Origin of the sequence: Marinobacter sp. F3R08, assembly GCF_018860425.1 — a bacterium.
In the GTDB taxonomy this organism is placed as follows: domain Bacteria; phylum Pseudomonadota; class Gammaproteobacteria; order Pseudomonadales; family Oleiphilaceae; genus Marinobacter.
Genome location: NZ_JAHKPI010000023.1, coordinates 1 through 26,201, shown reverse-complemented (window position 1 = coordinate 26,201; position 26,201 = coordinate 1). Strand labels below are relative to the sequence as shown.

Sequence of the window (26,201 nt, the reverse complement as noted above, 5' to 3'; positions counted from 1 at the left end):
ATTCACCAGGCAGAACAGACGATGACAAACCAGAACGTAGACCGGAACGAGATCGCCAAATTTGAGGCACTGGCAAGCCGCTGGTGGGACCCCACGAGTGAATTCAAACCCCTGCACGACATCAACCCGCTGCGCCTGAACTTCATTGATGAGCGGGTGTCTCTGGCCGGCAAGCGGACTCTCGACGTAGGCTGCGGTGGCGGCCTTCTCTCCGAGGGGATGGCCCAGCGCGGCGCCCATGTCACCGGCATAGATATGGGAGAAGCGCCCCTGGCCGTTGCCAGGCTGCATGGTCTGGAAAGTGGCGTAGACGTCGATTATCGTCAGATTACGGTGGAGGAGCTGGCTCAGGATAGTGACCATGCTGGACAGTATGACGTCGTTACCTGCCTGGAAATGCTCGAACATGTGCCTGATCCGGCGTCAGTGATCAATGCCTGTGCCGCCATGCTGAAGCCCGGCGGTCACCTGTTCGTGTCAACGATCAACCGGAATCCAAAGTCGTTTCTGTTCGCAATCGTTGGTGCCGAATACGTACTCAGACTGCTTCCGAAGGGCACCCATGAGTGGAAGAAATTTATCCGACCTTCGGAAATGTCCGATCACCTGCGCCATGCAGGCCTGGATGTCACTGAACTCACCGGCATGACCTACAACCCTGTGACCAAAGTCTACAGACTGGGCCGGGATGTGGACGTAAACTATCTGATGCATGCCAGGGATATCCGTGAAGCCTGAAACCCATCATAAAATATCCGCTGTCCTGTTTGATCTCGATGGCACACTGATCGACACGGCACCGGATTTTATCCGCTGCCTGAACCAGTTACGGGCACAGCATGGTCTGGCCGCCCTTCCCCCGGAACACATTCGCCGATCCGTTTCCAACGGCGCAAAAGCGATGATCCGGATCGGTTTTGGCCTGGAACCTGAACACCCGGAATATCTGGAAAAGCACACCGCATTTCTCGATCTTTACGAAGCCGGTGTAGCGGTAGAAACCAGGCTGTTCGAGGGCATTGATGAACTCCTTAAAGCCCTGGAGGACCGGAACATTCCATGGGGCATTGTGACCAACAAACCAGCCCGTTTCGCGATTCCTCTGATCGCGGCACTGGATCTTGCCGACCGCTGTTCTGCGCTGGTCTGCCCCGACCATGTCAGTGAGCGCAAGCCTCATCCGGAGGCACTCCTGCTGGCCTGCCGGCAAATGGCGACAAAGCCGGATTCCGGAATCTATGTGGGCGACCACGAGCGGGACATTGAAGCCGGCCGGAATGCCGGGATGAAGACTATCGCTGTCCGCTACGGGTATATCGAGCAGCCGGAGACCATTGATCTCTGGCAAGCAGATGTCATTGCAGACACCGTCACAGACCTGGCAAAGCTGTTACAATGAGCCGCCATTTTTAGGATCCGGTTTCCAACCGGTGAGAGCCTGACACGGAGACAGGTTATGCATGATTATCAAGCACCCGCTGATCTTCTCAAAGACCGCATCGTTATGGTTACGGGTGCCGGAAGCGGCATTGGCCGGGTAGCGGCGAAAACCTATGCGGCTCACGGTGCAACCGTCGTACTGGTGGGTCGCACTGTCAGCAAGCTGGAAACGGTCTACGACGAGATTGAGGCCGCCGGCCATCCGAAGCCTGCCATCGTGCCCATGAACTTTGAAGGGGCTGCGGTGAAAGACTATGAGGAATTGGCCATGACTCTCGAAGAGAATTTCGGTCAACTGGACGGACTGCTGCACAATGCGGGCATCCTGGGCGACCGCAGTCCGGTGGAGCTGTACAACCCGGAAACCTGGAACAAGGTCATGCAGGTAAACGCGACGGCACCCTTCCTGCTCAGTCGCGCCATGATTCCGCTGCTTCGCAAATCGGACGACGCCTCGGTGATTTTCACCTCCTCCGGTGTCGGCCGGAAGGCGAAAGCCTACTGGGGCGCCTACGCCGTCTCCAAGTTCGCCGTCGAGGGCCTGAGCCAATTACTGTCTGAAGAGCTGGATGATGAACGCCACAACGTCCGGGTCAACAGCCTGAACCCCGGTGCTACCCGCACCAACATGAGGGCCCACGCCTACCCGGCGGAGAATCCGCAGCAGAATCCGGCACCGGAAGACCTGATGCCGATATACCTGTATCTGATGGGCAAGGACAGCCATGGCGTGAACGGTCAGAAACTGGACGCACAACCAAAATAATGGAACTGCTTTTCTATACAACGTCCCAGTGCCATTTGTGCGAACTTGCTGAATCCCTGCTTATAAATACGCCTCTGCCACAACCCATTCCGGTCGATGTGGTAGACATTGCCCAGTCCGAAGAACTGGTGGAACGTTACGGCACCCGGATACCGGTGCTGCGACGTAACGACACCAGTGCGGAACTGGACTGGCCTTTTACCAGGGATGAATTACTCACATTCCTGCAATGAGGATTGCCTGACATGCTGATGGTTATTTCCCCCGCCAAAACACTGGACTATGAAAGTCCGCTGGCCACCAAAAGCTATACCCAGCCGGAATTTCTTGACGCCGCATGCGAGCTGGTCGATCAGCTCAAGGAGCTGGAGCCCCATCAGATCAGCAATCTGATGAGCATCAGCGAAAAGCTGGGCCAACTGAACGCTGAACGCTTCGGCAACTGGCATACGCCGTTTACACTTGAGAACGCGCGCCAGGCGGTGCTTGCATTCAAGGGCGATGTGTACACCGGATTGGCTGCCGAAAGCTTCAGCGAGCAGGATTTCGAGTTTGCCCAACAGCACTTGCGTATGCTTTCTGGCCTGTACGGGGTTCTGAAGCCACTGGACCTGATGCAACCTTATCGATTGGAAATGGGGACCCGGTTCGAGAACAAGCGCGGCAAAGACCTCTACGCATTCTGGGGCCATAGCATCACCGATGAAATTAACCGACTCCTGGCCGACGGTGACGGGGTACTGGTGAACCTTGCCTCAAACGAGTATTTCAAAAGCGTAAAGAAGAAAGACCTTGAAGGACGGTTGGTCACCCCTCAATTCAAGGACTGGAAGAACGGTCAGTATAAAATGATCAGCTTCTACGCCAAGAAAGCCCGTGGCCTGATGTGTCGGTTTGCCATTCAGAACCGCATTACTCAGGCCGACGACCTCAAAGGATTCAACCTCGACGGCTATTACTTCAGTGAAGACCAATCCGATAAAAACAACTGGGTTTTCCTGCGGGATGCACAATAGGGGCTCATTCTGAGATCCCCTGATCCACGTTGATATCGGAGAAAGCAATGAACGAAGCAGTGTTTTCCCAGATCGCCATGCTGGTGTTTCTGACCGGCCTTATTGTCTGGATGGGGTTCATCGTCTGGGACCTGGCCAAAAAATCACAGGCCGGCAGGTTCGGCACCATCGCCCTGTTTACTGTCCTGGGGGCTGGCGTTGTGGGCTTTATTATTAAAACCGTACTCGTAGAGATCATGCAATTATGAACGACAAGGATCAGCCCTGATGTGGTTTCGTAACGCCCGCGTATTCCGTTTTACCAAACCGTTTGATATCTCCGCCGAAGATCTGGAAGAAAAACTTCAGGCCGACGCTTTCAAGCCCTGTGGGCCTCAGGAAACCAGCCGTCAGGGCTGGGTGCCGCCATTAGGGAAGCGGGGGGAGCAGCTTGTACACAGTGCAAACGGCTATCACCTGGTCGCGCTGCGCACTGAAGAGAAAATCCTTCCCGGCCCGGTTGTTAAGGAAGCGGTTGAAGAAAAAGCCGAAGCCATCGAATTCGAGCAGGGCCGCAAGGTACGGCGCAAGGAAAAAGACGAAATCAAAGAACAGGTGATGCTGGAGATGCTGCCGCAAGCCTTTTCCAAGAATCGTCGTTCTTTCGCTTACCTGGCGCTCCAGGACGGTGTTCTGGTAATGGATGCCGGCTCTGCCAAACAGGCCGAAGACCTGGCTTCAACCCTGCGCAAGAGCCTGGGCTCATTACCCGTGCGTCCCCCGGCCGTGGAACAGGCTCCGGCCTTTACCTTCACAGGGTGGCTGAATGAGTCCATCGATCTGCCCGGCAAGGTGGTTCTGGGCAATGAGTGTGAGCTGAAGGATCCGTCCGAGGATGGCGGTGTCGTGCGTTGTAAGGGGCTCGATCTGAAGGCAGACGAGATCCGCAACCATCTGGATGCGGGCATGCAGGTGACCAAGCTGTCCCTGACCTGGGATGACAATGTCTCGTTCGTGCTAGATGAGGAACTCGGTATTCGCCGCCTGAAATTCGGCGAAACACTGCAGGAACAGCTGGACGATGTTGACGTGGACGACGCTGTTGCCAAATTTGACGCCGCTTTCACACTGATGACCCTGGAGCTGTCCCGACTGATTCCCGGTCTTCTGGAAGCGCTCGGCGGTGAAGACCGCTCGGCCATTGTTGAAGAATAGAGCCACTCTCCCCTGAAGCCAGATGAACCTCTCATCTGGCTTCAGGGGTTCTCAATGAGCGCTTTTCCCCAATCGCTCTCTCTGCCAGTCTTTCTCCGGTTCATTAAGAACCAGTCGCAGATCCATCACCTCTTCTTCGGTGTTGAATTTGATTTCAAAGCCCATATGCTCCGCCAACTGCAGCATCGGGCGATTATCCGGCAGCACATTGCCGACCATTTCCATGGTGCCCCGGGCCCGGCAGTAATCGATCATTTTCTGCATCAGGGCAACACCAAGGCCTTCTCCCTTCATCTTATCGTGCACCATCACCGCAAACTCACACTGCAGATTGTCTGCGTCCGTCCAGGTACGCACGGTTCCCAGAGTTTCCTCGCCCTCGCCATCTTCCCTGGGGGCATTGGCGATAAAGACCATTTCCCGGTCATAATCAATCTGCACCATCTGGGCCACATCTTCTCTGGAAAAATGCTTGCGGTACTGGAAGAACCGGTAGCGAATGGATTCCGGTGACTGCAGCTCGTGAAAGACCCGATGTGCAGGCTCATCCTCAGCCAACACAGGGCGGATGATGACCCTGCGCCCGGATGCCGGCAGTACAATCCATTCCTCCAGTTCCCGTGGATACGGCTGAATGATCGGCCGGCCCGGCTTGTCGGCCAGATTGATCGCGATATTGACGGCCACAGCCCCCTGTTCGTTGAACAGCAAGGGCGCGATTTCCAGCCCCTGAATTTCAGGAATATCGATTACGATCTGGGAAAGCGTAACAAGGGTTTCAGACACCGCCCGAATATCCTCCTCCGGCTTCAGACTGTGTTCTTTCAACAATTTATACATGTAGGTACGACGAAGAAGCTCCCGAGCCAGCACCATGTTCAGGGGAGGCAGAGCAATCTGTCGGTCGGTCATAACATTAATCTGGGCGCCGGCAGCGCCACACACCACCAGAGGACCAAATAATGGGTCACGGGTAATTCCTACGCTGAACTCAATACCTCCCACGTGCTGGTATGAACGCTGAACCGCAAACCCGAGAAATCCGCTGCCCGGAAAGTGGTTCTGGTATTCATCCATAAGGTAGCGACAGGAATCCATGATTGCCGCCTCGCTGTTGAGCTTCTGCACAGTACCTTTGTATCGACGCTGGGTAGGACTCAAGTTCAGAAAAGGATGGCAGGCTTTTTCGTGGATGATGGTGATGTCGATGGGGCGTCTTTCCACCGCGAAGACTTCCAACACTTCCTCGAGGTCGTCACAGTACATGGTATCAATCGTGTTAATACCGTAATCCTGAAGCAACTCACGCGCTTCGCGATTGGATAAATGATAACGCCCTGAGCGCAATGACTTCATGACCACCCGGCGAGTGTGCGTGCGGTCGGCAAAGTGATCTGTAAAGGATTCCGGCGTTTCCGTCAGCAATCGCTGCACTCTTTGATGACGAACATGCTGCATGAACGCCATCACCGCCTTTTCCGGATTGAAAAACGATGGCAATCCGGCGCGGTAGAATTCTTCCCGGGCATCCATGACCGTACTCTGACCAAGCCAGCAGGTGAACACATTCAGGCGAGTCCCCTTAGAAGCCTGTACCACGGCGTCTGCAATCTGCAGACTGTCCTCTGTCAGACTCGGCGCATACATCACCAGCACATTGGCTACTTCAGGATCCCTGGCCAGAATCTTGATGGCCTTACCGTACAACTCCGGAGACGCATCATAGTTAAGATCAATCGGGTTCCTGCGAGTCCAGTAAGGCGGCAGAAGCTCGGCCAGAGCCTCGATACTGGAATCCGACAACTCCGCCAACTCTCCGCCCAGGTCCGCAAGGCGATCCACCGCCAGTACCCCCGGGCCAACGCCGTTCGCCATGATCGCCAGACTTTCACGGCGCAAAGGACGCATTCGGGTCAACGTCTCCAGCGCATCAAACATCTGGCCAAGACCGTCTACCCGGAGCACACCGGCCCGCTGCAGCATGGCATCATATATTGGATCACTACGGTTCAGACCGTCGGGCAGGTCGTGGAGAAACCATTCTGATTCCGGGACCCGACCGGATTTAACGGCAATCACCGGTTTGGTGCGAGACGCCACCCGGACGGCCGACATGAAACGTCGGGCATTGGGAATATTCTCGATATGGAGGAGAATCGCACGGGTCTGGCTGTCCTGCGCCAGGTAGTCGATCAGGTCATCGTGATCGATATCCATACCATCACCCAGGGTCAGAAAGTAGGAGAACCCCACTCCCCTGGCGAACGCCCAGTCAATGACCGAACTGGCGATAGTGCCGGACTGACCAACAAAGGCAACCCGGCCCGGGATCGCGCCCATATGCGCGTAGGTAGCATTCAGACTGCGAGCCGGAACCATCAGACCAATCGTGTTGGGGCCGAGCACCCGGATGCCCGTTTCCCGCGCCGCCTCACGCACGGAGTACATCAGAGGCTGACCGGTTTTACTGTGGGTACGGGACATACCCCCTGTCATAACGATGGCTGTGCGTACCCCGGCTTCCCCCAGCCGCTTGATCGTCTTGGCCACCGTATCGGGTGGCGTACAGATAATGGCAAGATCCGGGGAAAACTCCATTTTTGAGACTTTCTTGACGCAGGGAACTCCGTGCACGTTGTCATAATCGTTCTGGTTGACGACCAGCAACCGTCCCGGATAACCACCCCCCATCAGGTTCCGCAATACCATACCGCCAAGGTTGTCTGCCCGCTCCGACGCACCGATCACCGCAATGGATGCGGGATTGAAAAGGCTCTCCAGATACCGGGTGCTCAAGCTGACTCTCCTTTGTGTCTGGCCGGCAGGCCATTGGGAAAATAAATGCAATAAAACAGGTTAGTTATGAATGCAACTCCTATCTTAGGCGTTGATCCGCCGATGTGAAACGACTAACGGCCCTATAAGACCAAAGAAACACGGCATCGTGCAGTTTTCCCTGATAAGCTTGACGAAAATATAAGCATAAGGAAGGCAGTCAGAGACGTATGACTACGGCATTCTTTTCCCACGATGATTTCATGAAACACAACATGGGGCCGGAGCATCCAGAAAGTCCCGAGCGACTGGCAGCCATCAAAAGCTACCTGGCTGATACCGGACTGGATCAGAAACTCGACTGGGTTCGGCCGGAGGAAATCACCCGCGATCAGCTACTGTTAGTGCACCCTGAAACCTATCTGCATCAACTCGACCTGATGCAGCCTACCCGGGGTCGCGTGTTCACCGACCCGGACACAGCCATGATGCCAGATACCCTGAGGGCTGCACGCCTGGCCGCCGGCGCCAATGTGCAGGCGGTGGATATGGTTATGAGCAGCCAGGTTACCAATGCATTTGTTTGCGCCCGGCCGCCCGGTCATCATGCCGAGCGAGCGAAATCCATGGGGTTCTGCTTTTACAACAACATTGCCCTGGCGGCGATGCGCGCCCTGAGCTTTCATCACCTGGAACGGGTGGCGATTGTCGATTTCGACGTGCATCAGGGAAACGGTACGGTCGACATTGTCGGTGGTGACGAGCGCATCCTGATGTGCTCCAGCTTTCAGCATCCCTTCTATCCACATTCCCACGTTCACCGACAGGCCGACAATATCGTGAACATTCCAATTGAGGCCAACTGCTCCGCTGAAGAGTATCGGCAACAGGTGAAGGAAGGCTGGCTTCAGCGGCTTAACGATTTCAAACCACAATTGATCCTGATTTCTGCCGGTTTCGACGCTCACAGGCTGGATCCAATGGCGGAACTGAACCTTGATACCGAGGATTACCGCTGGCTGACTGAAATGATCGTGGACGTCGCACACGAGCACAGCAATGATCGCATCATTTCAACGCTGGAAGGTGGTTACCATCTGAAGGCCCTGGCAGAAAGCGTCAATGCCCACCTCGAAGTACTGAACTCGGTTTACTGACGAAATCAGCCCCGAGAGTCGCCCCCGTAACCGTTAGCTTGCTGAAGTTCCGGACGATCACCGGCCCTTTGCAGCCGGATATTGGTTCGACGGTTATCTGCAGGTCTATTGGATACCGGGTACTGATCACCGTGGGCCCGAACCGTAATCATGTCTTCATCGACCCCGAGCGCCTTCAGGTAGTCCGCCACCACATTGGCACGGTCTTCCGACAGCGCCCGGTTATCGATTCGACTGCCAATGCTGTCGCTGTGACCATCCACGAAAATCCTCTCAACCGTGGAATCTGCGTTCAAATAAGCCACGATATTTTCCAGCAACTGACGATCGGCGTCTGACAGTTGCGTGCTGCCACTCGCAAACGGCACCCGCGAGCGCTGGATCTGATCAAAGTTGACCGGTAGAAGGTTCGAAGTGCAACGCTGATAACGCTGATACTCGGGTGCAAAATTAATATTCGAGACCTGTACCCGCACCGGTCGGCCATCAAACCAGGATTCCCTGGTGACCGTCGGGCGCATACCATCCAGCAATCCGTGGGCAACAACAATCGCCTGACGTGTATCAAGAAAGACCTGGCGGCGATCATCTGAAACGTTGACCGTACCCATGGATTTTGGCGCAACACCCGGACGCCAGGTGGGCGCTTCCACAACGAGATATCCCCGTCCAGGTCGCATCGGTGCAGACTCGGACTCCAGGAAAAAACTGAGGCTTTCACCTGCGCGATGATTGAACACCGCCCGCCCGTAGCCGGGAACCTCGTGCACCAGACGGCACTCGAAGACTGACTCAGCAAGATACCATTGGCTGTTTTCGATTCCGGCGCCATAGCTGGCTGGCTGTGCGACTGCCGGCAAAAGCACGACAAGAAGACTGGCAGCCAGAACTGTTTTCAGGAGTTTTCCAGGGTGCAATCCCATAGTGCTTGCCATTGGTATCCGGTAATTAACAGGTTCTCACCGCTTAACGGCCCTGGTCCGTGTTTCTTTAGCCAGCAAGCGGAAACAATTAACGGCACCTTCTGGTATAATTCGCCGAAATTTTCGGGGCGCGACCCTCTAGTTATCCAAAGCTCGCCTCGCCATAGGTATTGCGGACAACTGCTCATATGACAGAAAAACTGACTCTTACCCGCCCCGACGACTGGCACCTTCATGTACGGGATGGTGACATACTCTCGGACGTGGTCCCGGCCACGGCAGCCTGCTTTGGTCGCGCCATCATCATGCCCAACCTGGTACCACCGGTGACAACGGCGTCTGATGCAGAGGCTTATCGGGAACGAATTCTCACGGCTGCCAACGGCACCGCTTTCGAGCCATTAATGACCCTGTACCTGACCGAAAGCATGACACCGGAAACTATCCGGGAAGCGAAATCCGCCGGGGTTGTGGCTGCCAAGCTATACCCGGCAGGTGCAACGACCAACTCCGACTCCGGCGTAAAAGATCTCCGCAATATCTATCCGGTTCTGGAGGCCATGGCGGATTGCGACATGCTGCTGTTGGTCCACGGTGAAGTAACGGATGCCGACATCGACATTTTCGATCGGGAAAAGGTGTTCCTTGAGCGGGTCCTGGCCCCCACCCTTGAGGCCTTCCCGAATCTCAAAGTTGTACTGGAACATATCACCACAGCCGATTCTGCAGAGTTTGTGCGCCAACACACCGGAGGCAATCTGGGGGCAACACTGACCCCCCAGCACCTGATGTATAATCGCAACCATATGCTGGTCGGTGGCATTCGCCCACACCTTTATTGCCTGCCTATCCTGAAGCGTAACCGTCATCAACAGGCATTAAGGGATGCGGTAGTCAGCGGCGACAAACGTTTTTTCCTGGGCACCGATTCTGCCCCGCACGCAAAGGATCGCAAAGAAGCCTCCTGTGGTTGTGCCGGCTGTTATTCGGCCTATGGCGCCATCGGCCTCTATGCGGACGTCTTCGAAGAGCTGGGCATTCTGGACAAGCTCGAAGCATTCGCAAGTTTCAACGGATCAGATTTCTATGGCCGGCCACGGAATACCGATACCATCACCCTGGTTCGGGAGCCCTGGACCATGCCGGCGGAGCTACCGTTGGCTGACGGAACCATCGTGCCCCTCAAGGCTGGTGAAACCGTTAACTGGCGTTTAGCGTAAACCTGACTGATTCTTTCTCACATACGGCCAAGACCGGAGCTTGAGTGACTGACGAAAACAAACCACCGCATCCCATGTCCCGCCGCTTCCGTGGCTTTCTACCTGTCGTTGTCGACGTGGAAACCGCTGGATTCAACCCCGAACGGGACGCCCTTCTGGAAGTGGCAGCCGTCATCCTGACCATGGACGATGATGGCTGGTTGCGGCGAACAGAAACCCACGTGCAACAGATTGATCCCTTCGAAGGCGCCAATCTCGAGCAATCCGCCCTGGATTTCACCGGCATTGACCCATGGAATCCGGAAAGGGAGGCGGTACCCGAGCGAGAAGGTCTGAGCGAGATTTTCAGTCCAATCCGCAAGGCTGTAAAAACCCACGACTGCAAACGCGCCGTTCTGGTTGGCCATAACGCCACCTTCGACCACAACTTTATCTTCGCAGCCGCACTAAGGGCGGATATCCGGCGCAATCCCTTTCACCCTTTCTCCACCTTCGATACCGCCACGCTTGCCGGTCTGGCCTATGGCCACACCGTACTGGCCCAGGCCTGCAAACTTGCCGGTATTCCCTTCAGCAACAAGGAAGCTCACTCGGCAGCCTATGATGCGGAGAAAACTGCAGATCTGTTCTGCGGCATTGTGAATAGGTGGAAGGAACTGGGCGGATTTCCGCCACCAATCATTCCCGAAGACACCGAATAAACAAAAAAACCCGCCAAGGCGGGTTTTTTTGCTTCAGTTCTCAGTGTTTACCAGTAGATACCTCGCATAATCGCGGCAAATGCCACCTGTTCGGTGGAGACTTTCGGTTTCTCACCAGACCGGCTGCCGGCGGCTGCCGGAGAGTCCGGGAACATCCGGTAGCCGGTATTCATAACAATCTCACCCATCTTCGGCGCGAGAGCATGCAGCACCTGGGCAAAGATACCAAGCCGGGTCGCAATACGCTTTGGACGATAAACAATAGCATCAGCAACCATTCCAGCCGCCTCATCCGGCGTCAGCGTGGGCACCGAATCGTAAATCTTGGTCGGCGCGATCATCGGAGTTTTCACCAACGGCATGTTAATCGTGGTAAAGGTTACGTTCCTATCTGACCATTCCGCAGCGGCACAGCGGCTGAAGGCATCCAGTGCAGATTTGGATGCGACATAGGCGGAGAATCTGGGCGCATTGGTCAACACCCCAATGGAAGAAATGTTCACCACGTGGCCCCGACGATTCTCCAGCATCTTCGGCGCAAAGCCCATGATCAGTCGCACAGAGCCAAAATAGTTCAACTGCATGGTGCGTTCGAAGTCGTGGAAGCGATCGAAAGACAGATCCAGCGACCGCCGGATGGAGCGGCCGGCGTTGTTGACCAGCACATCCACCTGGCCGTGGTTATCCAGAACCGTTTTCACGAATTCATCGCAGGCATCCATATCCGAGAAATCGCAGGGGTATGCATGCACTCTGGCGCCCCGGGACTCCAGCTCTCTCGTAACCTCTTTCAAGCGTTCCAGCTTACGGGCACCGATTACCAGAATGGCGCCGGCGTCAGCCAGCTTCTGTGCCGTCGCAAGACCAATACCCGACGTGGCACCGGTAACAACACAGACCCGACCTTCGACCGTACCTCTGAGTGTGCGATCCTTGAACAGATCGGGATCCAGATTTCGCTCCCAGTAGTCCCAGATCACCGGTGCGTAATCCGGCAGGCGAGGCACCTCGATGCCGGTATCTTTCAGGACACGCTCAGTTTCGCGGGCATCGAACCGGGTCGGATAGTTGATGAACGACATCACGGAAGGCGGAATGCCCATGTCATCCAGAATGGCCGAGGTCAGCCGCTTCACCGGCGGAAGGTTCTTCAGGCTTTGACGGATGAACGGCGGAATAAATCCGAACATACGGGAATCAATCCGCATGCCCATCAGAGGAGCGTGGCCCGCCTCGCTGAAAATATTGAGAATTTCGCCTACCTTGTAGGGTTCCGAATCCACCAGGTGGAAACACTTGCCATCTTCACCCTCAAGATGAGCGATATGATCCATGGCGTTGACCACGAAATCCACCGGCACAATATTCAGGCGCCCGCCCTCAACACCAATGGTCGGCACCCACTGGGGCAGCGCATTACGAATCTTCTGGATCATCTTGAAGAAATAGTAAGGGCCATCCACCTTATCCATCTCACCGGTGGCGGAATGGCCAATCACCATACCCGGTCGATAAATACGGAAGGGAACGCTGCATTCCTCGCGCACCACCTTTTCGGACTCGTGCTTGGTGCGCAGATAGGGATGATCCAGCTTCTCAGCTTCCTCAAACATGTCTTCTCGGAAAATGCCCTTGAACAGGCCCGCAGCCGCAATGGAAGAAACATGATGGAAGTGTTTGGCGCCCATGGCCTCAGCGGCATTTAACGCGGCCCGCGTTCCTTCAATGTTGGTCACCTGCTGAGCGTCTTCATCGGCGCCCATGTCATACACAGCAGCCAGGTGGAAGAAGTGGTCGACTTTTCCCTTCAGCGATTTCATTGTTTTGGCATCGATACCCAGGTTCTTGCTTGTCAGGTCGCCTATGACGGCCTTCACCTGGGTGTCATCCGCACCCCAGCGCTCTCGCAGCTCATCCAGCTTGCCCCGGGATTGTTCGCGCACCAGCACGTGCACGGTACCACCGCGCGCGAGAAGCTTTTCTACGAGGAAACGGCCAATAAATCCGGTGCCACCGGTCAGGAAATAATTCATCGATCTTCCACCCTGCTTGTTGCTCTGTTGTTGTCTATCCATGTCGGCATCTATACGACTAAAGTCTTAGATTTTTCGGAAACGCCGGCATTGTACTTAATTGCAACCTTCATGTATCGAACTTTTTTAGAGCTTTCACTCTCTAAGCTTTTGTTTTATATAGAGCTATTACTCTAAACATGCGATCCCACGGACTTAACACGCTTGCCCGCTTCGCCGACACAATGCTTTTGAGACTAGCACAGGAATTGCCTCGTGCCTGCCCAATTCCCGCATTACCACAAAGCAATGAAAGCGGTTGTCAGCAATGACATAATCGGGAACTAATCGTGCCTTTTGGCATCTCTACTTTTCACAGGAAAACCGACCTCCGGAATCCCGACTATGCAAAAAGACAATCCCAACGCAGAACGCTACATTTCCATCGCCCGAGCCTGCCTGAAAGCCATCAATGATACTGCCGAGAATGCCGGGTCGCGGGAACAGAAGATTCAGGCGGTTTACGAGGCCATTGATCAGGCTTTCCAGGCCGAGTTCGCGGACTATCGCCAATCTGTTGCTATCATGGCCACCGTTCTGGAACGCATTGCCTCTGGACAACTGGATAGTGAGAAAGCCGCTGATCTGGCTCGTAAAACCTTGGACCAGCAGCCAGAAAGTACACGCAACGCGCCAATCCACTGAGTCAAAACCCTCTTTTCCGGATTACAGAGAGTCCATGAACACACGTACCGCCAGGAAGAACGTCATGCAGAACCCGATACCACGCCTGCTTTCCCTGCTTACACTTGTATTGTTCAGCACCTTTGCTTTTGCCGCCCAGATTCCGGAGAAGAGCCCGAATGACGACAATCAATACCGGTTTATCGAACTGAACAACGGCCTGAAGGTCATTCTGGTTTCTGATCAGGATGCGGACAAGGCGGCAGCCTCGATGAACGTAGCTGTTGGCAGCGGAGATGATCCGGTGGAGCGGGAGGGGCTCGCCCACTTCCTGGAACACATGCTGTTTCTTGGGACCGAGAAATACCCGGAAGCAGGCGAATATCAGCAGTTCATCAAGAGTCATGGTGGCCAACACAATGCGTTCACTGCATTTCAGGACACCAACTACTTCTTCGATGTGCAGGCCAGGTTTCTGGAACCCGCACTTGACCGGTTTGCCCAGCAATTCTCTGCCCCTCTGTTTACTGCCGAACTCGTGGACCGTGAACGCAACGCGGTGCATTCGGAGTTCAGTGCCAAGCAGAAGGAAGACGGGCGCCGGTTCTATTCTGTGAAAAAGGCAATCAGCAATCCGGCCCACGCCTTCAGCCAGTTTGCCGTGGGCAACCTTACAACCCTGGAGAACACAGAAGAAAACCCGCTCAGGCCAGACCTGATAGAGTTCTGGAAACAACATTACTCTGCAAATATCATGAGCCTGGCCGTGTACGGGCCGCAAACCCTGGACGAACTGGAATCCATGGTGCGAAGCCGATTCGATACCATCGAAAATCGCAACTTTCAGATCAAGCGTCACGCGGCGAATCTGTACCGCCCGGATGATCTGCCCGCCAAGGTCACGGTGGAAGCCCTCAAGGATGTTCGAAGCCTGACGCTTACCTTCCCTATCCCTTCACAGCAGGATAACTACCGTACCAAGCCCGCCAGCTATGTGGCTAACCTGCTCGGTCATGAAGGCCCCGGCAGCCTGTTCGATGTGCTTAAACGGGCAGGTCTCGCCGAAAGCCTGTCCGCTGGTCTGGGAATGGACACCGGTGAAAATGCCACTCTGGAAATCAGCATCGCACTGACACCAGAAGGACTCTCACGCCACGAGGATATTCTGCCTCTGGTGTTTGACTACATCGAAAAGGTTCGCCAGGCAGGCATCAAAGAACAGCGTTTCCTGGAAATGCAGAACCTGGCACGCATTGATTTTCGATTCCGCGAACAAGGTAATCCTTTGCACGAGGCCATGCGCCTTTCACGCTCCCTCAAGGACTACCCTCCCGAAGACCTGCTGCGCGCACCCTGGCTGGTTGAACGCTTTGCACCAGAGCAGTATCGCGACATCCTGGACAAGCTGACGCCGGAGAATCTGCTTGTCTTCGTGCTGGCACCGGAACCCGGTCTGGAGAATCCGAACCAGACCCCTTGGTATGAAACCGCCTGGGCCCGGGAGGCTCTCGATCCAAAGGCGCTTGCTTCCCAGCGCCTGCCCCAGCTTTCAGCACAACTGCGCCTGCCCGCTGAAAACCCCTTCGTTCCGGAAAATCTGTCAATGGTCAGTGGCGCGACGATGGAAAAGCCGGCACTGATGGGCAGTCTTAACGGAATGGATGTCTGGTTTGCCCGGGATACCAGGTTCGATACGCCCAAAGCCAACGTCTTTGTCAGCCTTCGAACGCCGGCAGCCCGTGTCTCTGCCCGCAGTCATGTCCTCACCCGACTCCTGGTCGATGCCATTAACACCAATCTCAACGCCTGGGCCTACTCCGCCAGTCTGGCCGGGCTGGACTACAGCGTTTATCCGCACCTGCGGGGCATTACCGTCCGTGTAGGCGGCTACAATGACAAACTTCACACACTGATGAACAGAATCCTGCTCCAGCTGGCCTCACCGGAACTGACCGAGCAGCGATTCGAGATTGCCCGGCAAAAGCTGATCGACAGCCTTCAGAACAAGGCCAAGGATCGTCCGGTGGCCCAGACTTCCGACTTCGTTCAGACCGCCCTCATCCAGGGCGCCTGGCCCACCGACGACACACTCAGAGCCGCCCGGGACATCACCTTCGACGAACTGGTTTCATTCTCACAGGCCCTGCTCTCCGAGGTTGACCCGGTTATGCTCGCTCATGGCAACCTCACGGAAGCTTCAGCACTGAACCTGGCAAGGCAGATCGACGCCATCGTCCTCGGTGACAGTGAAATAACCCGGGTAGAACGCAGCAAGGTGCGCCAACTGCCGGATGAAGAAACCCGGGTGTCCATTGAGGTAGATCACCCTGACACCGCCTACACGCTTTACATGCAGGGTGAGAACACCAGCTTTGAAGAACGGGCCCGGTTCCGCCTGCTGGCCCAGATCATCAGCAGCCCTTTCTATGAAGAGATCCGTACCAATCGCCAGCTGGGCTATATCGTTTACGCAACACCCTTTGAAATGCTGGAGACGCCAGCGCTGGGCTTTATCGTTCAGTCTCCGTCGGCCTCCAGAGCAGAGATCGACCAGGCGGTACAGGAGTTCTCAGGCAGCTTTGAAGCAACGCTGGCCGCACTGACACCAGAGCGCCTGGACCGCGAAAAGCAGGCCGTCATCAGCAAACTTCTGGAGAAAGACCGGCAGCTCGGAGAGATTTCCAGCCGCTACTGGCGAGAGATTGACCGCGGCATGGACAGCTTCGATTCGCCGCAGCAACTGGCCAATGCGGTAGATCGGGTCAGCCAGCAGGAACTTCTGGACACATTCAGAAAAGCAGTTCTCGAGCGGCACCGGACTCTTCAGGTCGTTACCGGCGACGGTGAACGGAAGGCGATCCAGGCGCTGGGTAAGCTGACCGAACTACCGCCAGTGCCCGCCAGCTGAGGGGCTCAACAGGTCCGTAAAAAGCGAGCCCAGTCCTCGGGCTCGTCCACATCCCACCGGGGTTCAAGCAAATAATAGCTGAGCCCCGCGGCCTCAAGTCGTTCACAGGTTTGAGCAAGAACAGCCGGCGTGCCCCAGGCGATATCATCGAGCATACCCTCAACCACTCTTGACGCACCGATAAGAACGTAGCCACCGTCATCAGACGGGCCCAGCACGACGTCATGCTTATCCAGACAGGCAACCGCTTTACGGGCGTAGTCCGGATCCACTGACGGACAGTCACTGCCAACCACCAGCGCCCGGTCAAAATGACGAAGAGACTGTTCGAGCGAACGATGCATTCGTTCGCCAAGCGAATTGCCCTCCTGGACTTTCTGATCGAGCCCGGCACCTTCAAGTTCTTCGATAATGGATGCGGCTTCCCCTGGCCGGTCATCAGCCGGTCGATCCCACCAGAATTCCACCGGGTAACCGGTAGCACACAGATTATCCAGAACTGCCAGGGTGAGTCTGATATGAGCGTCAAGAGCGCCCGCGGGCCCCAGTTCAGGCATCAAGCGGGTTTTGACCCGGCCAGCCTCCGGCCATTTGGCAAACTGCAGGAAGACCGCGGAGGGAAGGCTATTTTGGGGCATGACGAACATCCGATCGGTAGAGTTGGGCCAGAGATTCCGGCGATTCACCACGCCAGTATCGCCAGCGCAGCTGCCACATCAGAAAAATTGTTCTCCAGGTGCCGTGCTTTTGCCAGCGACGACTGTCTGTCACCACAGGCATTTTTATGCAAAACGGACGGGATACCAGGCAAAGCCGGCGTGACAATTCGACGTCTTCCATCAGTGGCATGGGATGAAACCCGCCCAACGCCTCGAACGTATCCCGACGAACGAACATTGCCTGGTCGCCGGTGCAGATACCCGTCAGACGGGAGCGCTGATTCATGAACCAGGCGATGATCCGGAACAGCAGTCGCTCTCCACTCAGCCGCACATCAAATCGCCCCCACGCCCGGGTCGAATCCATGAAAGCTGCAAGGTGGTCCAGGGCATGTTCGGGCAGGCGGGTATCGGCGTGCAGAAACAGCAGGAGATCACCCTTTGCCATCGCCGCACCGGCATTCATCTGAACCGCCCGGCCCCTCTGTGACACAACAACCCGGTCGCAAAGCGGCCGCGCGAGCTCAACCGTCCGATCATTGCTGCCGGCATCCACCACGATGACTTCATGGCCGCGGGCCCGAACGGGTTCGAGCGCCTGCAGGGTGTCGACAACTCCGGCCGCCTCCATCCAGACAGGAACAATCACGCTTATCGAGAAAGAATCTGGCAAAACACACTCCGAGAAGACCACCGAAACCGGGTCGTACCTTGAGCCTGAAGACTTAGCCCGCTATCATAGCGCCCTTCTCGCCATAATGCCTCCGTAGCTCATCTGGATAGAGCGTCCCCCTCCTAAGGGGAAGGTAGCAGGTTCGAGTCCTGCCGGGGGTACCAAGACAGCATCCACCCGCATCCACAAACCTCTCCGAAAGCCCCGCGCCGCAAGACTTCACGAACAATACTAGCACACCTTGGACACATAAGGACAAGTGTGGAAGTACCCACACTTTACGGGTACTCTTGAGGGTACTGGCCAAATACTGGCCAGCCGGTACCCGCAAATCAGTGGAGGTGGCGCGTATGGCGAGAGAAATCAATAAGCTGACCGACAGCATGGTTAAGGCTGCCAAATCCGAAGGCCAGAAAAGGCGCAAGCTGGCGGACGGTGGAGGCCTGACACTGGTTATTAAACCCGAATCAAAAGTCTGGTGGTTTCGTTATCGGTTTGGCGGAAAGGAAAGGACTTATAGCCTGGGCAGTTATCCAGAGGTCTCACTCAAAGACGCCCGCGAGGGACGAGACGCAGCCCGCAAGCTGCTCAAGCAGAAGAAAGACCCCGTAATGCATCGCCGCTCAGAGGGCGCCAAGAACCTTTCAGCCGCTTCCAATACCTTCAAGGCCGTTGCCGAGGACTGGCTGAAACTCCAGAAGGGCCAGCTTCAGGACAGCACCATAGAAGTTACCCGCAACCGCCTGACCAAGTGGATCTATCCGCACCTTGGCACTATGCCCGTAACTGAGATTGAGCCGCCTCTTGTTCTGCAGGTATTGCGCAAGATCGAAACGAAGGGCAAGCACGAAACCGCGCACCGGATGCGCCAAAGAATCAGCCAGATATACCGCTTCGCCATATCCGAAGGCAGAGCCAGCCGAGACCCTGCCGCCGATTTGCGGGGACTTCTGAAAGCGGTACCCGCACAGAACAGGGCCGCCATCACAAAGCCTGACGAGCTGGGCGGCCTGCTCAGAGCCATTGAGGCCTATTCAGGACAGCCGGCAACGTGTGCCGCCCTCCAGCTGGCCCCGATGCTGTTCTTGCGCCCTGGGGAGCTGAGAAAGGCCGTTTGGGATGAGATCGATCTTAAGGCTGGTATATGGATTGTTCCCGGCGACCGGATGAAAGGAACGCTGAAGGCGAAACGGGCTGGCCAAGTGCCAGACCACAAAATCCCCCTTCCCCGCCAGGCTATCGAGATCCTGAAACCTCTGAAGCATCTGACCGGAAAAAGGCCGTTTGTTTTTGAGTCGATCAAGCCAGGCCGCCCCCTGTCTGAAAACACTATCAATACCGCCCTGAGAAGCATGGGCTATGACAGCGAAATGATGGTCGGGCATGGATTCAGAGCGACCGCCTCAACCCTGCTGCATGAGATGGGCTGGCCCCCGGAAGTTATCGAGCTCCAACTGGCACACCGCCAGCGGAATCAGGTAGCGGCCGCGTACAACCGATCTGCCCGAGTGGAGGAACGAACAGCCATGATGCAGCAATGGGCCGATTACCTGGACAGTCTGAAGAAAGGCGGGGAAATTGTCCCAATCAGGTCTAAAAAGACGCTTTGATGGTATTTTATTTTTCAATATTAATTGAAGAATCTATAGCCTTACGCAATCGCAAAAATGACGATTTAGTGTTATATGGTGTTATATGGTGTGATTCTGAACCCCGCCAATAGGGGGCTTTAAGGTGGACCGCCAGCAATTTGATGAAGCGTGACTTGCGGACTTTATCGGGACTTAATACATTGGGAAGCGTCAGGACGTCACAGGGTTCAGATGATGCCAGCGAGACTGGCACGAGGTGTGCAGGAAGTGGTGATTGTGCACTCGGATGGTCTGAAATAACCTTGGAAACGTTCGGATGAAGTGAGCGGGATACGGAAGCGTAGCGGCAACCGTACCCCACCCGAACCCAGAGCCGTTGAAAGGATGGGCGCTATTTAGAAGTGAGACCCCTAATAGCCCTATAACGATAACAGCAAGGCTGATATAGCACAATTCTGCTAACCCGCCAGCCTGTTACGTTTTGCATCCCTTCCCGATTCGGCATAACTGATACCAGATCCGTGAGGTAGTTATGTCCACATCCAATTACTCGATCCTGAGACTTTCCGAAACTCTCCGCCGCACAGGACTCAGCAGGAGCAAACTCTACTCGCTGCAAAGTGCTGGCGAGTTCCCCCAATCAATCAAACTCTCACGCAATGGCTCTGCCGTTGGTTGGATTGAATCAGAGGTCCATCAGTGGATTCAGGCCCGCATTGCCGAGCGCGACCGCGCCGCATAAGCCAGGCCAAAGCTCTGATTTAGCCTTATGCCCTTCACTGGGTATGGGCTCGCACAATCTGAATCCGGTAGAGGTGACTTATGAGAGTTCAACCCCCCGTAAAGCATGGCTTTTTCTGGCAAGCTGGCCAGCAATACCTGGCCCTGTCCGAAGTACCCCGCACACTCAATTTCACCCCCTCAGAGGTAGCGGACGCCGTTGCCCTGGGTGAGCTTCAAATCGAGAGAGTTTCTGACTGCAAAGTGGTTTCGATGGCCGCTCTATTCGACTGGATTGAAAAGAGGGAGGGCGCAAAATGACATACGAAAAAAAAGCCCCAACCGGCTGCAATCCGGTAGAGGGCTCATCAGAAGCACTAAAGTCACAGCGTCAGTATAACCGCAATCAAAAAGGCCTGTTAACCCTCGCCGCCCTCCTGAGCTGCCGGCATGTTCGGCTAATCAATCGCCTGTTGGCCGGCCCTCTGCCCCGCCTTGAAGCCGATCGAGTCATCGGCACAACCAACGGGCCACAGTACGTGAAAGAACTGCGCGACAGCTTCCGGCTGCAGATCCGCACGGATCGGGTGGAAGTGATCGACCGTGATGGCTTAAAGACACGCCCTGGCGTTTACCACCTTGAGCCTGAAGGCAGAGACAGAGCTCAGGCCCTGCTTGAAGCCTACGAAGCACGGAGGGCTGCCTAATGCGTGTCGTATTCGCAATCGATGCCACGGACAAGGTGGCGCACATAAGCAACCTCCCCGGCTGCATTAGATGGGCGCAGCAGCGCACAAAGGCCACAGGAAGGCCTATCAAGATAGTCTGCTGCAGGGGTGGCGAGAAGAACGGTAGAACCATTGCAGAGGTCACAGACGAGGGTGTGAGGCTCATCAAGGCCGGCACGCTCTGGAGCCATGGCAAGCTGAGGTATCTGCATGTCGAAAGATAAGCCATTCAGAGTTAAACGAAAGCCGCCCTACTTTGAGGTGTACGGCGAATGGTTTGACTCTCCGGCCTATCGAGATCTGTCCTTGCCCGCTCGCTGTTTGCTTCTTGAGTTTCAGCACATCTACAGGCCAGGCCGAAATGGCCGCCTGTCCATCTCAGTACAGCGGGCCATGGAGAGGCTCGGGTGTGCAAAGCAAACCGCTCAGGATGCATTCAGGGAGCTGACAGAGCATGGATTCATCAAGCTCAATCACGGCGAGCTATGGCAGGAGAGAAAGGCCAGAGAGTGGATTCTGACCTTTGAACCGATCAACAACAAAGAGCCCTCAGACAAGTGGCAGGAGTGGAAACCGGGAGAGCCTGTTTTCAAATTGCCAAGGAAACAGACGCAGCCAAGGAAGGCTGCATAAAAATCACCGGGGTCAAAATGTGCCCCAGAGCTGGGTAACGAATTAGGACAGACTGTCCTAAAAATGCCCCCAGAGCCAAAAATGAGCCGTTTTTTCAAAATCGCAACTTGAGAAAAAACAGATGGTTACGAATTCAGGAAAACCGTTCTCTGTCCTAAACCAGTACCCCCATACAGTATGCCATGGGAAGGGTGTTATCTCTGGACCTGTTGACCAACGGGAAAACACACGCGAGCCCAAAACGCGCCATCAAGTCGGTGGTGCGCAATGAGGCTTATTACTGCTAAAGCAGCTCTGTAATTAATCGACCACCTGGATTGGGAAAGGATTCTCTTAGCCGCAACCTCAAACAACACCAAACGGACAAGCGGTTTTCTATTTGGTCTACTGTAGAAAATCTATCAGGCCACCAGCACCACAGGGAGGGGGTGAGCGCCAGTCAGGACCAATGCAAAAGACCACCGCTCGCCCAAAGTTCGAATATCGCTAACTCACGCGGAAAAGAATCTAGCAGCCAGAAAAGTGAACGACTTAAAACATAAAAACAGCAGTACATCGTATGGTCTGTCGTCGCTATGCAGTCACAGAAAAAAGGTACTCCCGAAAGGGCTTCCATGACGGGTGCGTAGAGGCCTACTCCTACACTACATGCGAAATTTTTTTAAGATGGTGGTTCCGGTTCCTGTATCACCAACCCATTGAATTTGATCTTAAACTGAAAACGAAAACCACAACCTTTATGCTTATTGTCGGGCAATCCCGCAGTAAACCGCAGCCCTAGCGATCCTGCACTTGACCGGAATCACCCCGCCTCATTGACCGGCATTAGCTGGCCTCTTCAACAATTGGTGAGTTTTTTGACGGAATCCGAGCTGAACACTGTATTTATTTACAGTATATTGCGCCAATGGAATTTCGCAGATGGCACAATATGGTTTATTCCACCCTCGATGAGCGAGCGACTTTCGCCCCTGTAGGCATAGTTACGCGCCAAGGAATTGAGCAAAGCCATTGGCTGGGCACGGTTGATAGGCGCTTGATTCGCCTCTTGCCGGAAGCAAAGGGCGTTCTCTTAGACATAGAATCTTGGCGTTGCATGATCCTGGACCGTTACAACCGGCTAGGCCCTGGCGTTTACATGGTAGGTGCCTTGATTGCTGACCTTGGAGTTGTGGGCGTTATGGATGGAACAAATCCCTTGTTGAAGATTGTTGAGCCTGAGGCCGATCGATTAAATAGAAACCGAGGTGGTTTCTCTAGTTAGATTCTGCTTACCTGAATCGAGCAGGACTTACTCAACGTTGAAGTAAATTAGGCGAAAGGGACTGAGTTCTATGAAATTGACTACTGCTGTATTCCTGTTTGTTGTCACTCTGATGGCTAGCGCGACAATAAGAGCCGAAAGTGTTTATGTTAAATATTTCGGCAATGTCTCCCTCGATCCCTTCATTTGCTCATATCCGAATAGTTCATTCGTTAATCGCATCTGCTACCGATCCGAAAAAAGCTACCTCGTCGTGCTCTTGAATAACACAAACTATCACTACTGCAGGCTACCACCAGAAATTCTCGAAAATTGGCTTTCCGCGCAGTCCGCCGGTAGATTCTATAACACGTTCATTAAAGGCAACTTTGATTGTCGCCTGGGCGGCATACCCTCGGACTAATTCATAGATATAGCCGAGGCGATCAAACACCGCTCATTCATTTTCATTGATGTTCGACTGGAGAGTTTATGACTGAGATTCTGCTGATTTTGATGTTTTTGATTTTCATTGCTCTAGTCGTAATTGCTGTCAGGTTAAAAAAATTGATCGAAATGACAGCAAGAGCGCACTGGGCGCTGGCCGGTGGCTTAGACAGAGTAGAAGAGAGACTGCTTTCTTCTAATCGATTGCTAGCTGACATACACGACAAAACATAACCACTAATAACTGCAAGCCAGGTGTGTCGGGATAAAAGGCACCTTGTATGACAATCAAGTAGTAAATCGTAAGCTTACAGCAGGCCGCTGAGGAGACTATGAAAAGCGGGCACCGATAAAGAGGCCAGTCGCTGGCGTTTAAACGGTGGGTGCTTTGATTGCAGATGATGGCGTAGTGAGCGTCATAGATGGCCGTCAGCCATTGCTGAAAGTAATTAACCCTTAACAGCACCGATTAAAGAGAAAAAGCGCGAATCTCTCTTGGCAGCCTCATGGTTGAATAGGTGTGAGCTTACCTGGAATCCATGCCATAGCCGGCATTTCCAAAAGCTACTCAAGGAAGTTAACCGTCACATAATCCGTCACAGCCTCTTCAACAAATTGTTTTACGCTGTCTTTGAAAAAGTTGTCCTCTCCACCCCACGTACCGATACTGCCGTAGCTTATAAAGTAGTCCACTACCGGGAGTGGTTGGAACCGAGAAAAAGCTACTCTGATGTCGAAAGCAGCACCTAAGTCAACGCCATTAGAACTTAATCCGGCACAGCGTATCTTTGCGATAAGTACAAGAGGGTTACTCAAGTCCGTTGACGGTTTTATCCGTGACCTAATCAACACGCCTTCAATCAATGATTCGATCTCAGACTTTTGAGTCCTACACTGATCCAATCCACCAACAACGGCATAACTCAAGGTGTTGGGGCTCTCTTGCTTCAAGACTGTTTTGTACCACTCGGGCAAATCATTTGCATTCGCAAGCGACGGCACCATCAGAGCTATTAGATACAGGAAAATAAGACTGCGGATCATGCACCCCTCCTTGGTCAGTTTCACCCCGACTGTTTTAGGCTTTCTTTTTTAGCGGGTCAAATAAATCGCGGAACTTTGACAATCTTCGGACTAACTAGTCTTCTAAGCACCATCATTAGAGTGCTTTTCGTGGGATACATCTCCGTGGTGTCCGGGAAAGGCAGCGGGGGATTTTGCGGGTACTTTTGCGGGTACTTAGACACTCAGACAAAAACCAACCAACGCAAATTCAAAACGTTACTCCAATCCTTAGGCTCCTGCCGGGGGTACCATTCCCAAAATCAGGGGCTGACAGTCGCCTCCTGGACGCCTGCTTGCCGGTTCAGCAACACAGCCTGGGCGATACCTGACAGGATGATCAAAGCGCACCCGGATAGCTGCAGACTACTCAGACTCTGGTCAAACAGAACCCAGGCAATGGCCACAACGGTAATGGGCTCCAGATAGGCCAGGGTTCCGAAGGTGGCTGCCGGCAAGGCTTTCAAAGCGATGACGGCGAGCATGATGGCCAAAAATCCCGGCACGACCCCGGCGGCAACCAGCCAGCCCCATTGCGTCCCGGTGATGGTCGTATCCTGGAGCAGCATCAGCGGCAGCATGCACAATGCCCCCGCCAGCATTTGATAACCGCTACGGCTCAGCACATGAATGCGGTCGTCAATCGTACGGTTGGTCAACATAAAGGCGGCATAACAAAGCATCGCACACAGGGCAAAGGCCAGACCGACGGCTTCTTCTGCTCGCCCGCTGAGGTTGAAGTTGAATTCCATCATCATCGCAAACCCCAATAGGGCAAAGCCGATCAACCCGATACTCGCAGACGTGAGGCGCTCCCCAAGTAAGAAATGAGCAGCCACAGAAGCCGTCACTGGCGCCAGATACATCACCATAACGGCATTCGCCATACTCGTGTAATCCAGCGCCATGATGTAAAACATCACGAAACCAGCCAGAAATGCGCCTGTTAAAAGAACTTTTGCACCTGGCCAGACAAAGACTTTCTTGTGCTGCCCGCTAGCGAGCAGATAAACGGCCATCAATAGCGCTCCGATGAAGAGACGGTAGAACGTGACCGTCTCCGCCCCGACACCTGCATACAATGAAATGGCCCCGATGGTGCCCATAAAAATGGCAGAGAACGCCGCAGACAACACAAAAACACCTGACCCGGACACTGGACTCATACTCCCTCTCGATAAATAGACCGTTTTTAGGTCACATCAATAATTTTCAGTTTAAGCACCTGATTGCCACTCGCGGGCCAATCAATCCGGTCTCCGACTCGCAATCCGAGCAATGCCGCGCCAGCCGGGGCCAGAATCGATACACATTCTTCTTCCCCACCCCGTTGAGTCGGATACACAAGTTTCAACGTGTACTCCGCGTTGTTGGACTCATTTTTAAAATGGACAAGCGAATTCATGGTCACGGTGCCGGAGGGCAGATTCTCTGAATCAACGAGGCTCGCGCGATCAAGCTCATATGCAAGCTCTTCTACCGTCGAATTACTGGACGATTGCTTTTCGACGATGGCTGACAGGCGATCAAAGTCTTGTTCTAGAACATAAATAGCTGGACGCTCGGACATACCGACTCCTAGTAGGCTTCGAAACAATTCTTGGCAAAAGGAAGAAGTTCAGGAGGTTTCGCCGAATTCGGCGAGTCA

Annotated in this window: 28 protein-coding genes and 1 tRNA gene; 21 read left to right on the top strand and 8 right to left on the bottom strand. The window is 54.4% G+C overall.

From position 1 onward, the window contains the following. Nucleotides 1–21 precede the first annotated feature (21 nt). Genes ubiG through rdgC form a run of 7 tightly spaced genes read left to right on the top strand, consistent with a single transcriptional unit; the run spans nucleotide 22 to nucleotide 4,416 of the window. A complete protein-coding gene (gene ubiG, locus KO499_RS14850; RefSeq protein WP_215984551.1) occupies nucleotides 22–738 on the top strand; it encodes a bifunctional 2-polyprenyl-6-hydroxyphenol methylase/3-demethylubiquinol 3-O-methyltransferase UbiG in 717 nt (238 codons plus the stop codon). Beyond that, on the top strand, nucleotides 728–1,399 hold the full coding sequence (locus tag KO499_RS14845) for an HAD family hydrolase (RefSeq protein WP_323133353.1): 672 nt from the start codon (nucleotides 728–730) through the stop codon (nucleotides 1,397–1,399). The genes ubiG and KO499_RS14845 overlap by 11 nt, the downstream gene beginning before the upstream one ends. Before the next feature lie 57 nt (nucleotides 1,400–1,456). After that, complete coding sequence (locus tag KO499_RS14840) at nucleotides 1,457–2,206, top strand: YciK family oxidoreductase (protein WP_215984549.1); 750 nt, start codon at nucleotides 1,457–1,459, stop codon at nucleotides 2,204–2,206. After that, nucleotides 2,206–2,439, top strand: a complete 234-nt coding sequence (locus tag KO499_RS14835) for a glutaredoxin family protein (protein WP_215984548.1) — start codon at nucleotides 2,206–2,208, stop codon at nucleotides 2,437–2,439. The genes KO499_RS14840 and KO499_RS14835 overlap by 1 nt, the downstream gene beginning before the upstream one ends. A gap of 12 nt (nucleotides 2,440–2,451) precedes the next feature. Further along, on the top strand, nucleotides 2,452–3,222 hold the full coding sequence (yaaA, locus tag KO499_RS14830; protein WP_215984547.1) for a peroxide stress protein YaaA: 771 nt from the start codon (nucleotides 2,452–2,454) through the stop codon (nucleotides 3,220–3,222). Nucleotides 3,223–3,269: 47 nt separating this feature from the next. Continuing rightward, nucleotides 3,270–3,470: a DUF2788 domain-containing protein gene (locus KO499_RS14825; RefSeq protein ID WP_215984546.1), complete on the top strand. Its 201-nt coding sequence runs from the start codon at nucleotides 3,270–3,272 to the stop codon at nucleotides 3,468–3,470. A gap of 19 nt (nucleotides 3,471–3,489) precedes the next feature. Continuing rightward, entirely contained in the window at nucleotides 3,490–4,416 is a 927-nt protein-coding gene (rdgC, locus tag KO499_RS14820) for a recombination-associated protein RdgC (RefSeq protein WP_215984545.1), read from the top strand. Nucleotides 4,417–4,467: 51 nt separating this feature from the next. On the opposite strand, the gene KO499_RS14815 is transcribed toward rdgC, so the two are convergent. Further along, nucleotides 4,468–7,212 carry a GNAT family N-acetyltransferase gene (locus KO499_RS14815; protein WP_215984544.1) on the bottom strand — a complete coding sequence of 915 codons (2,745 nt, stop codon included), beginning with the start codon at nucleotides 7,210–7,212 and terminating at the stop codon, nucleotides 4,468–4,470. Nucleotides 7,213–7,421: 209 nt separating this feature from the next. On the opposite strand from KO499_RS14815, the gene KO499_RS14810 reads away from it, so the two are divergent. After that, the gene (locus KO499_RS14810; RefSeq protein ID WP_215984543.1) at nucleotides 7,422–8,348 is read left to right on the top strand and encodes a histone deacetylase family protein; all 927 of its coding nucleotides are present in this window, start codon (nucleotides 7,422–7,424) and stop codon (nucleotides 8,346–8,348) included. A 5-nt stretch (nucleotides 8,349–8,353) separates the two neighbouring features. Here KO499_RS14810 and KO499_RS14805 read toward each other — a convergent pair whose 3' ends face one another. Then, nucleotides 8,354–9,271, bottom strand: a complete 918-nt coding sequence (locus KO499_RS14805) for a flagellar protein MotY (RefSeq protein WP_215984568.1) — start codon at nucleotides 9,269–9,271, stop codon at nucleotides 8,354–8,356. A 188-nt stretch (nucleotides 9,272–9,459) separates the two neighbouring features. On the opposite strand from KO499_RS14805, the gene pyrC reads away from it, so the two are divergent. Together pyrC and rnt are read left to right on the top strand one after the other, a co-directional pair. Beyond that, nucleotides 9,460–10,491 (top strand): dihydroorotase, encoded by a 1,032-nt coding sequence (pyrC, locus tag KO499_RS14800; RefSeq protein ID WP_215984542.1) that lies wholly within the window; start codon nucleotides 9,460–9,462, stop codon nucleotides 10,489–10,491. Between the two features lie 44 nt (nucleotides 10,492–10,535). Beyond that, nucleotides 10,536–11,192 carry a ribonuclease T gene (gene rnt, locus KO499_RS14795; protein ID WP_215984541.1) on the top strand — a complete coding sequence of 219 codons (657 nt, stop codon included), beginning with the start codon at nucleotides 10,536–10,538 and terminating at the stop codon, nucleotides 11,190–11,192. Nucleotides 11,193–11,239: 47 nt separating this feature from the next. On the opposite strand, the gene KO499_RS14790 is transcribed toward rnt, so the two are convergent. Continuing rightward, nucleotides 11,240–13,225, bottom strand: a complete 1,986-nt coding sequence (locus KO499_RS14790; protein ID WP_215984540.1) for an SDR family oxidoreductase — start codon at nucleotides 13,223–13,225, stop codon at nucleotides 11,240–11,242. Between the two features lie 384 nt (nucleotides 13,226–13,609). On the opposite strand from KO499_RS14790, the gene KO499_RS14785 reads away from it, so the two are divergent. Together KO499_RS14785 and KO499_RS14780 are read left to right on the top strand one after the other, a co-directional pair. Next, entirely contained in the window at nucleotides 13,610–13,909 is a 300-nt protein-coding gene (locus KO499_RS14785; protein WP_215984539.1) for a hypothetical protein, read from the top strand. A 64-nt stretch (nucleotides 13,910–13,973) separates the two neighbouring features. After that, entirely contained in the window at nucleotides 13,974–16,796 is a 2,823-nt protein-coding gene (locus tag KO499_RS14780; protein ID WP_215984567.1) for an insulinase family protein, read from the top strand. Nucleotides 16,797–16,801: 5 nt separating this feature from the next. Here KO499_RS14780 and KO499_RS14775 read toward each other — a convergent pair whose 3' ends face one another. Continuing rightward, entirely contained in the window at nucleotides 16,802–17,434 is a 633-nt protein-coding gene (locus KO499_RS14775) for a TIGR04282 family arsenosugar biosynthesis glycosyltransferase (protein WP_215984538.1), read from the bottom strand. Beyond that, entirely contained in the window at nucleotides 17,421–18,128 is a 708-nt protein-coding gene (locus tag KO499_RS14770) for a TIGR04283 family arsenosugar biosynthesis glycosyltransferase (RefSeq protein ID WP_215984537.1), read from the bottom strand. The genes KO499_RS14775 and KO499_RS14770 overlap by 14 nt, the downstream gene beginning before the upstream one ends. Nucleotides 18,129–18,215: 87 nt before the next feature. On the opposite strand from KO499_RS14770, the gene KO499_RS14765 reads away from it, so the two are divergent. The 9 genes from KO499_RS14765 (at nucleotide 18,216) to KO499_RS14725 (ending at nucleotide 23,725) form a co-directional block, all read left to right on the top strand. Next, nucleotides 18,216–18,292, top strand: a tRNA-Arg gene (locus KO499_RS14765). A gap of 186 nt (nucleotides 18,293–18,478) precedes the next feature. After that, nucleotides 18,479–19,738 (top strand): tyrosine-type recombinase/integrase, encoded by a 1,260-nt coding sequence (locus tag KO499_RS14760; RefSeq protein ID WP_215984536.1) that lies wholly within the window; start codon nucleotides 18,479–18,481, stop codon nucleotides 19,736–19,738. Between the two features lie 514 nt (nucleotides 19,739–20,252). Then, nucleotides 20,253–20,462 carry a helix-turn-helix transcriptional regulator gene (locus KO499_RS14755; protein ID WP_215984535.1) on the top strand — a complete coding sequence of 70 codons (210 nt, stop codon included), beginning with the start codon at nucleotides 20,253–20,255 and terminating at the stop codon, nucleotides 20,460–20,462. A gap of 80 nt (nucleotides 20,463–20,542) precedes the next feature. Further along, nucleotides 20,543–20,761, top strand: a complete 219-nt coding sequence (locus KO499_RS14750; RefSeq protein ID WP_215984534.1) for a hypothetical protein — start codon at nucleotides 20,543–20,545, stop codon at nucleotides 20,759–20,761. After that, nucleotides 20,758–21,147, top strand: a complete 390-nt coding sequence (locus KO499_RS14745; protein ID WP_215984533.1) for a hypothetical protein — start codon at nucleotides 20,758–20,760, stop codon at nucleotides 21,145–21,147. The genes KO499_RS14750 and KO499_RS14745 overlap by 4 nt, the downstream gene beginning before the upstream one ends. Further along, the gene (locus KO499_RS14740; protein WP_215984532.1) at nucleotides 21,147–21,392 is read left to right on the top strand and encodes a hypothetical protein; all 246 of its coding nucleotides are present in this window, start codon (nucleotides 21,147–21,149) and stop codon (nucleotides 21,390–21,392) included. Before KO499_RS14745 ends, KO499_RS14740 begins: the two co-directional genes overlap by 1 nt. Continuing rightward, nucleotides 21,379–21,801: a hypothetical protein gene (locus tag KO499_RS14735; RefSeq protein ID WP_215984531.1), complete on the top strand. Its 423-nt coding sequence runs from the start codon at nucleotides 21,379–21,381 to the stop codon at nucleotides 21,799–21,801. Before KO499_RS14740 ends, KO499_RS14735 begins: the two co-directional genes overlap by 14 nt. Nucleotides 21,802–23,135: 1,334 nt before the next feature. Beyond that, the gene (locus KO499_RS19980; RefSeq protein ID WP_215984530.1) at nucleotides 23,136–23,468 is read left to right on the top strand and encodes a KTSC domain-containing protein; all 333 of its coding nucleotides are present in this window, start codon (nucleotides 23,136–23,138) and stop codon (nucleotides 23,466–23,468) included. Nucleotides 23,469–23,536: 68 nt separating this feature from the next. Beyond that, nucleotides 23,537–23,725 carry a hypothetical protein gene (locus KO499_RS14725; RefSeq protein ID WP_215984529.1) on the top strand — a complete coding sequence of 63 codons (189 nt, stop codon included), beginning with the start codon at nucleotides 23,537–23,539 and terminating at the stop codon, nucleotides 23,723–23,725. Between the two features lie 330 nt (nucleotides 23,726–24,055). On the opposite strand, the gene KO499_RS14720 is transcribed toward KO499_RS14725, so the two are convergent. The 3 genes from KO499_RS14720 to rnk form a co-directional block, all read right to left on the bottom strand. Beyond that, nucleotides 24,056–24,535 carry a hypothetical protein gene (locus tag KO499_RS14720; protein ID WP_215984528.1) on the bottom strand — a complete coding sequence of 160 codons (480 nt, stop codon included), beginning with the start codon at nucleotides 24,533–24,535 and terminating at the stop codon, nucleotides 24,056–24,058. Nucleotides 24,536–24,816: 281 nt separating this feature from the next. Continuing rightward, entirely contained in the window at nucleotides 24,817–25,719 is a 903-nt protein-coding gene (locus tag KO499_RS14715; RefSeq protein ID WP_215984527.1) for a DMT family transporter, read from the bottom strand. Nucleotides 25,720–25,745: 26 nt separating this feature from the next. Further along, nucleotides 25,746–26,123: a nucleoside diphosphate kinase regulator gene (gene rnk / locus KO499_RS14710; RefSeq protein ID WP_215984526.1), complete on the bottom strand. Its 378-nt coding sequence runs from the start codon at nucleotides 26,121–26,123 to the stop codon at nucleotides 25,746–25,748. Nucleotides 26,124–26,201: the final 78 nt, after the last annotated feature.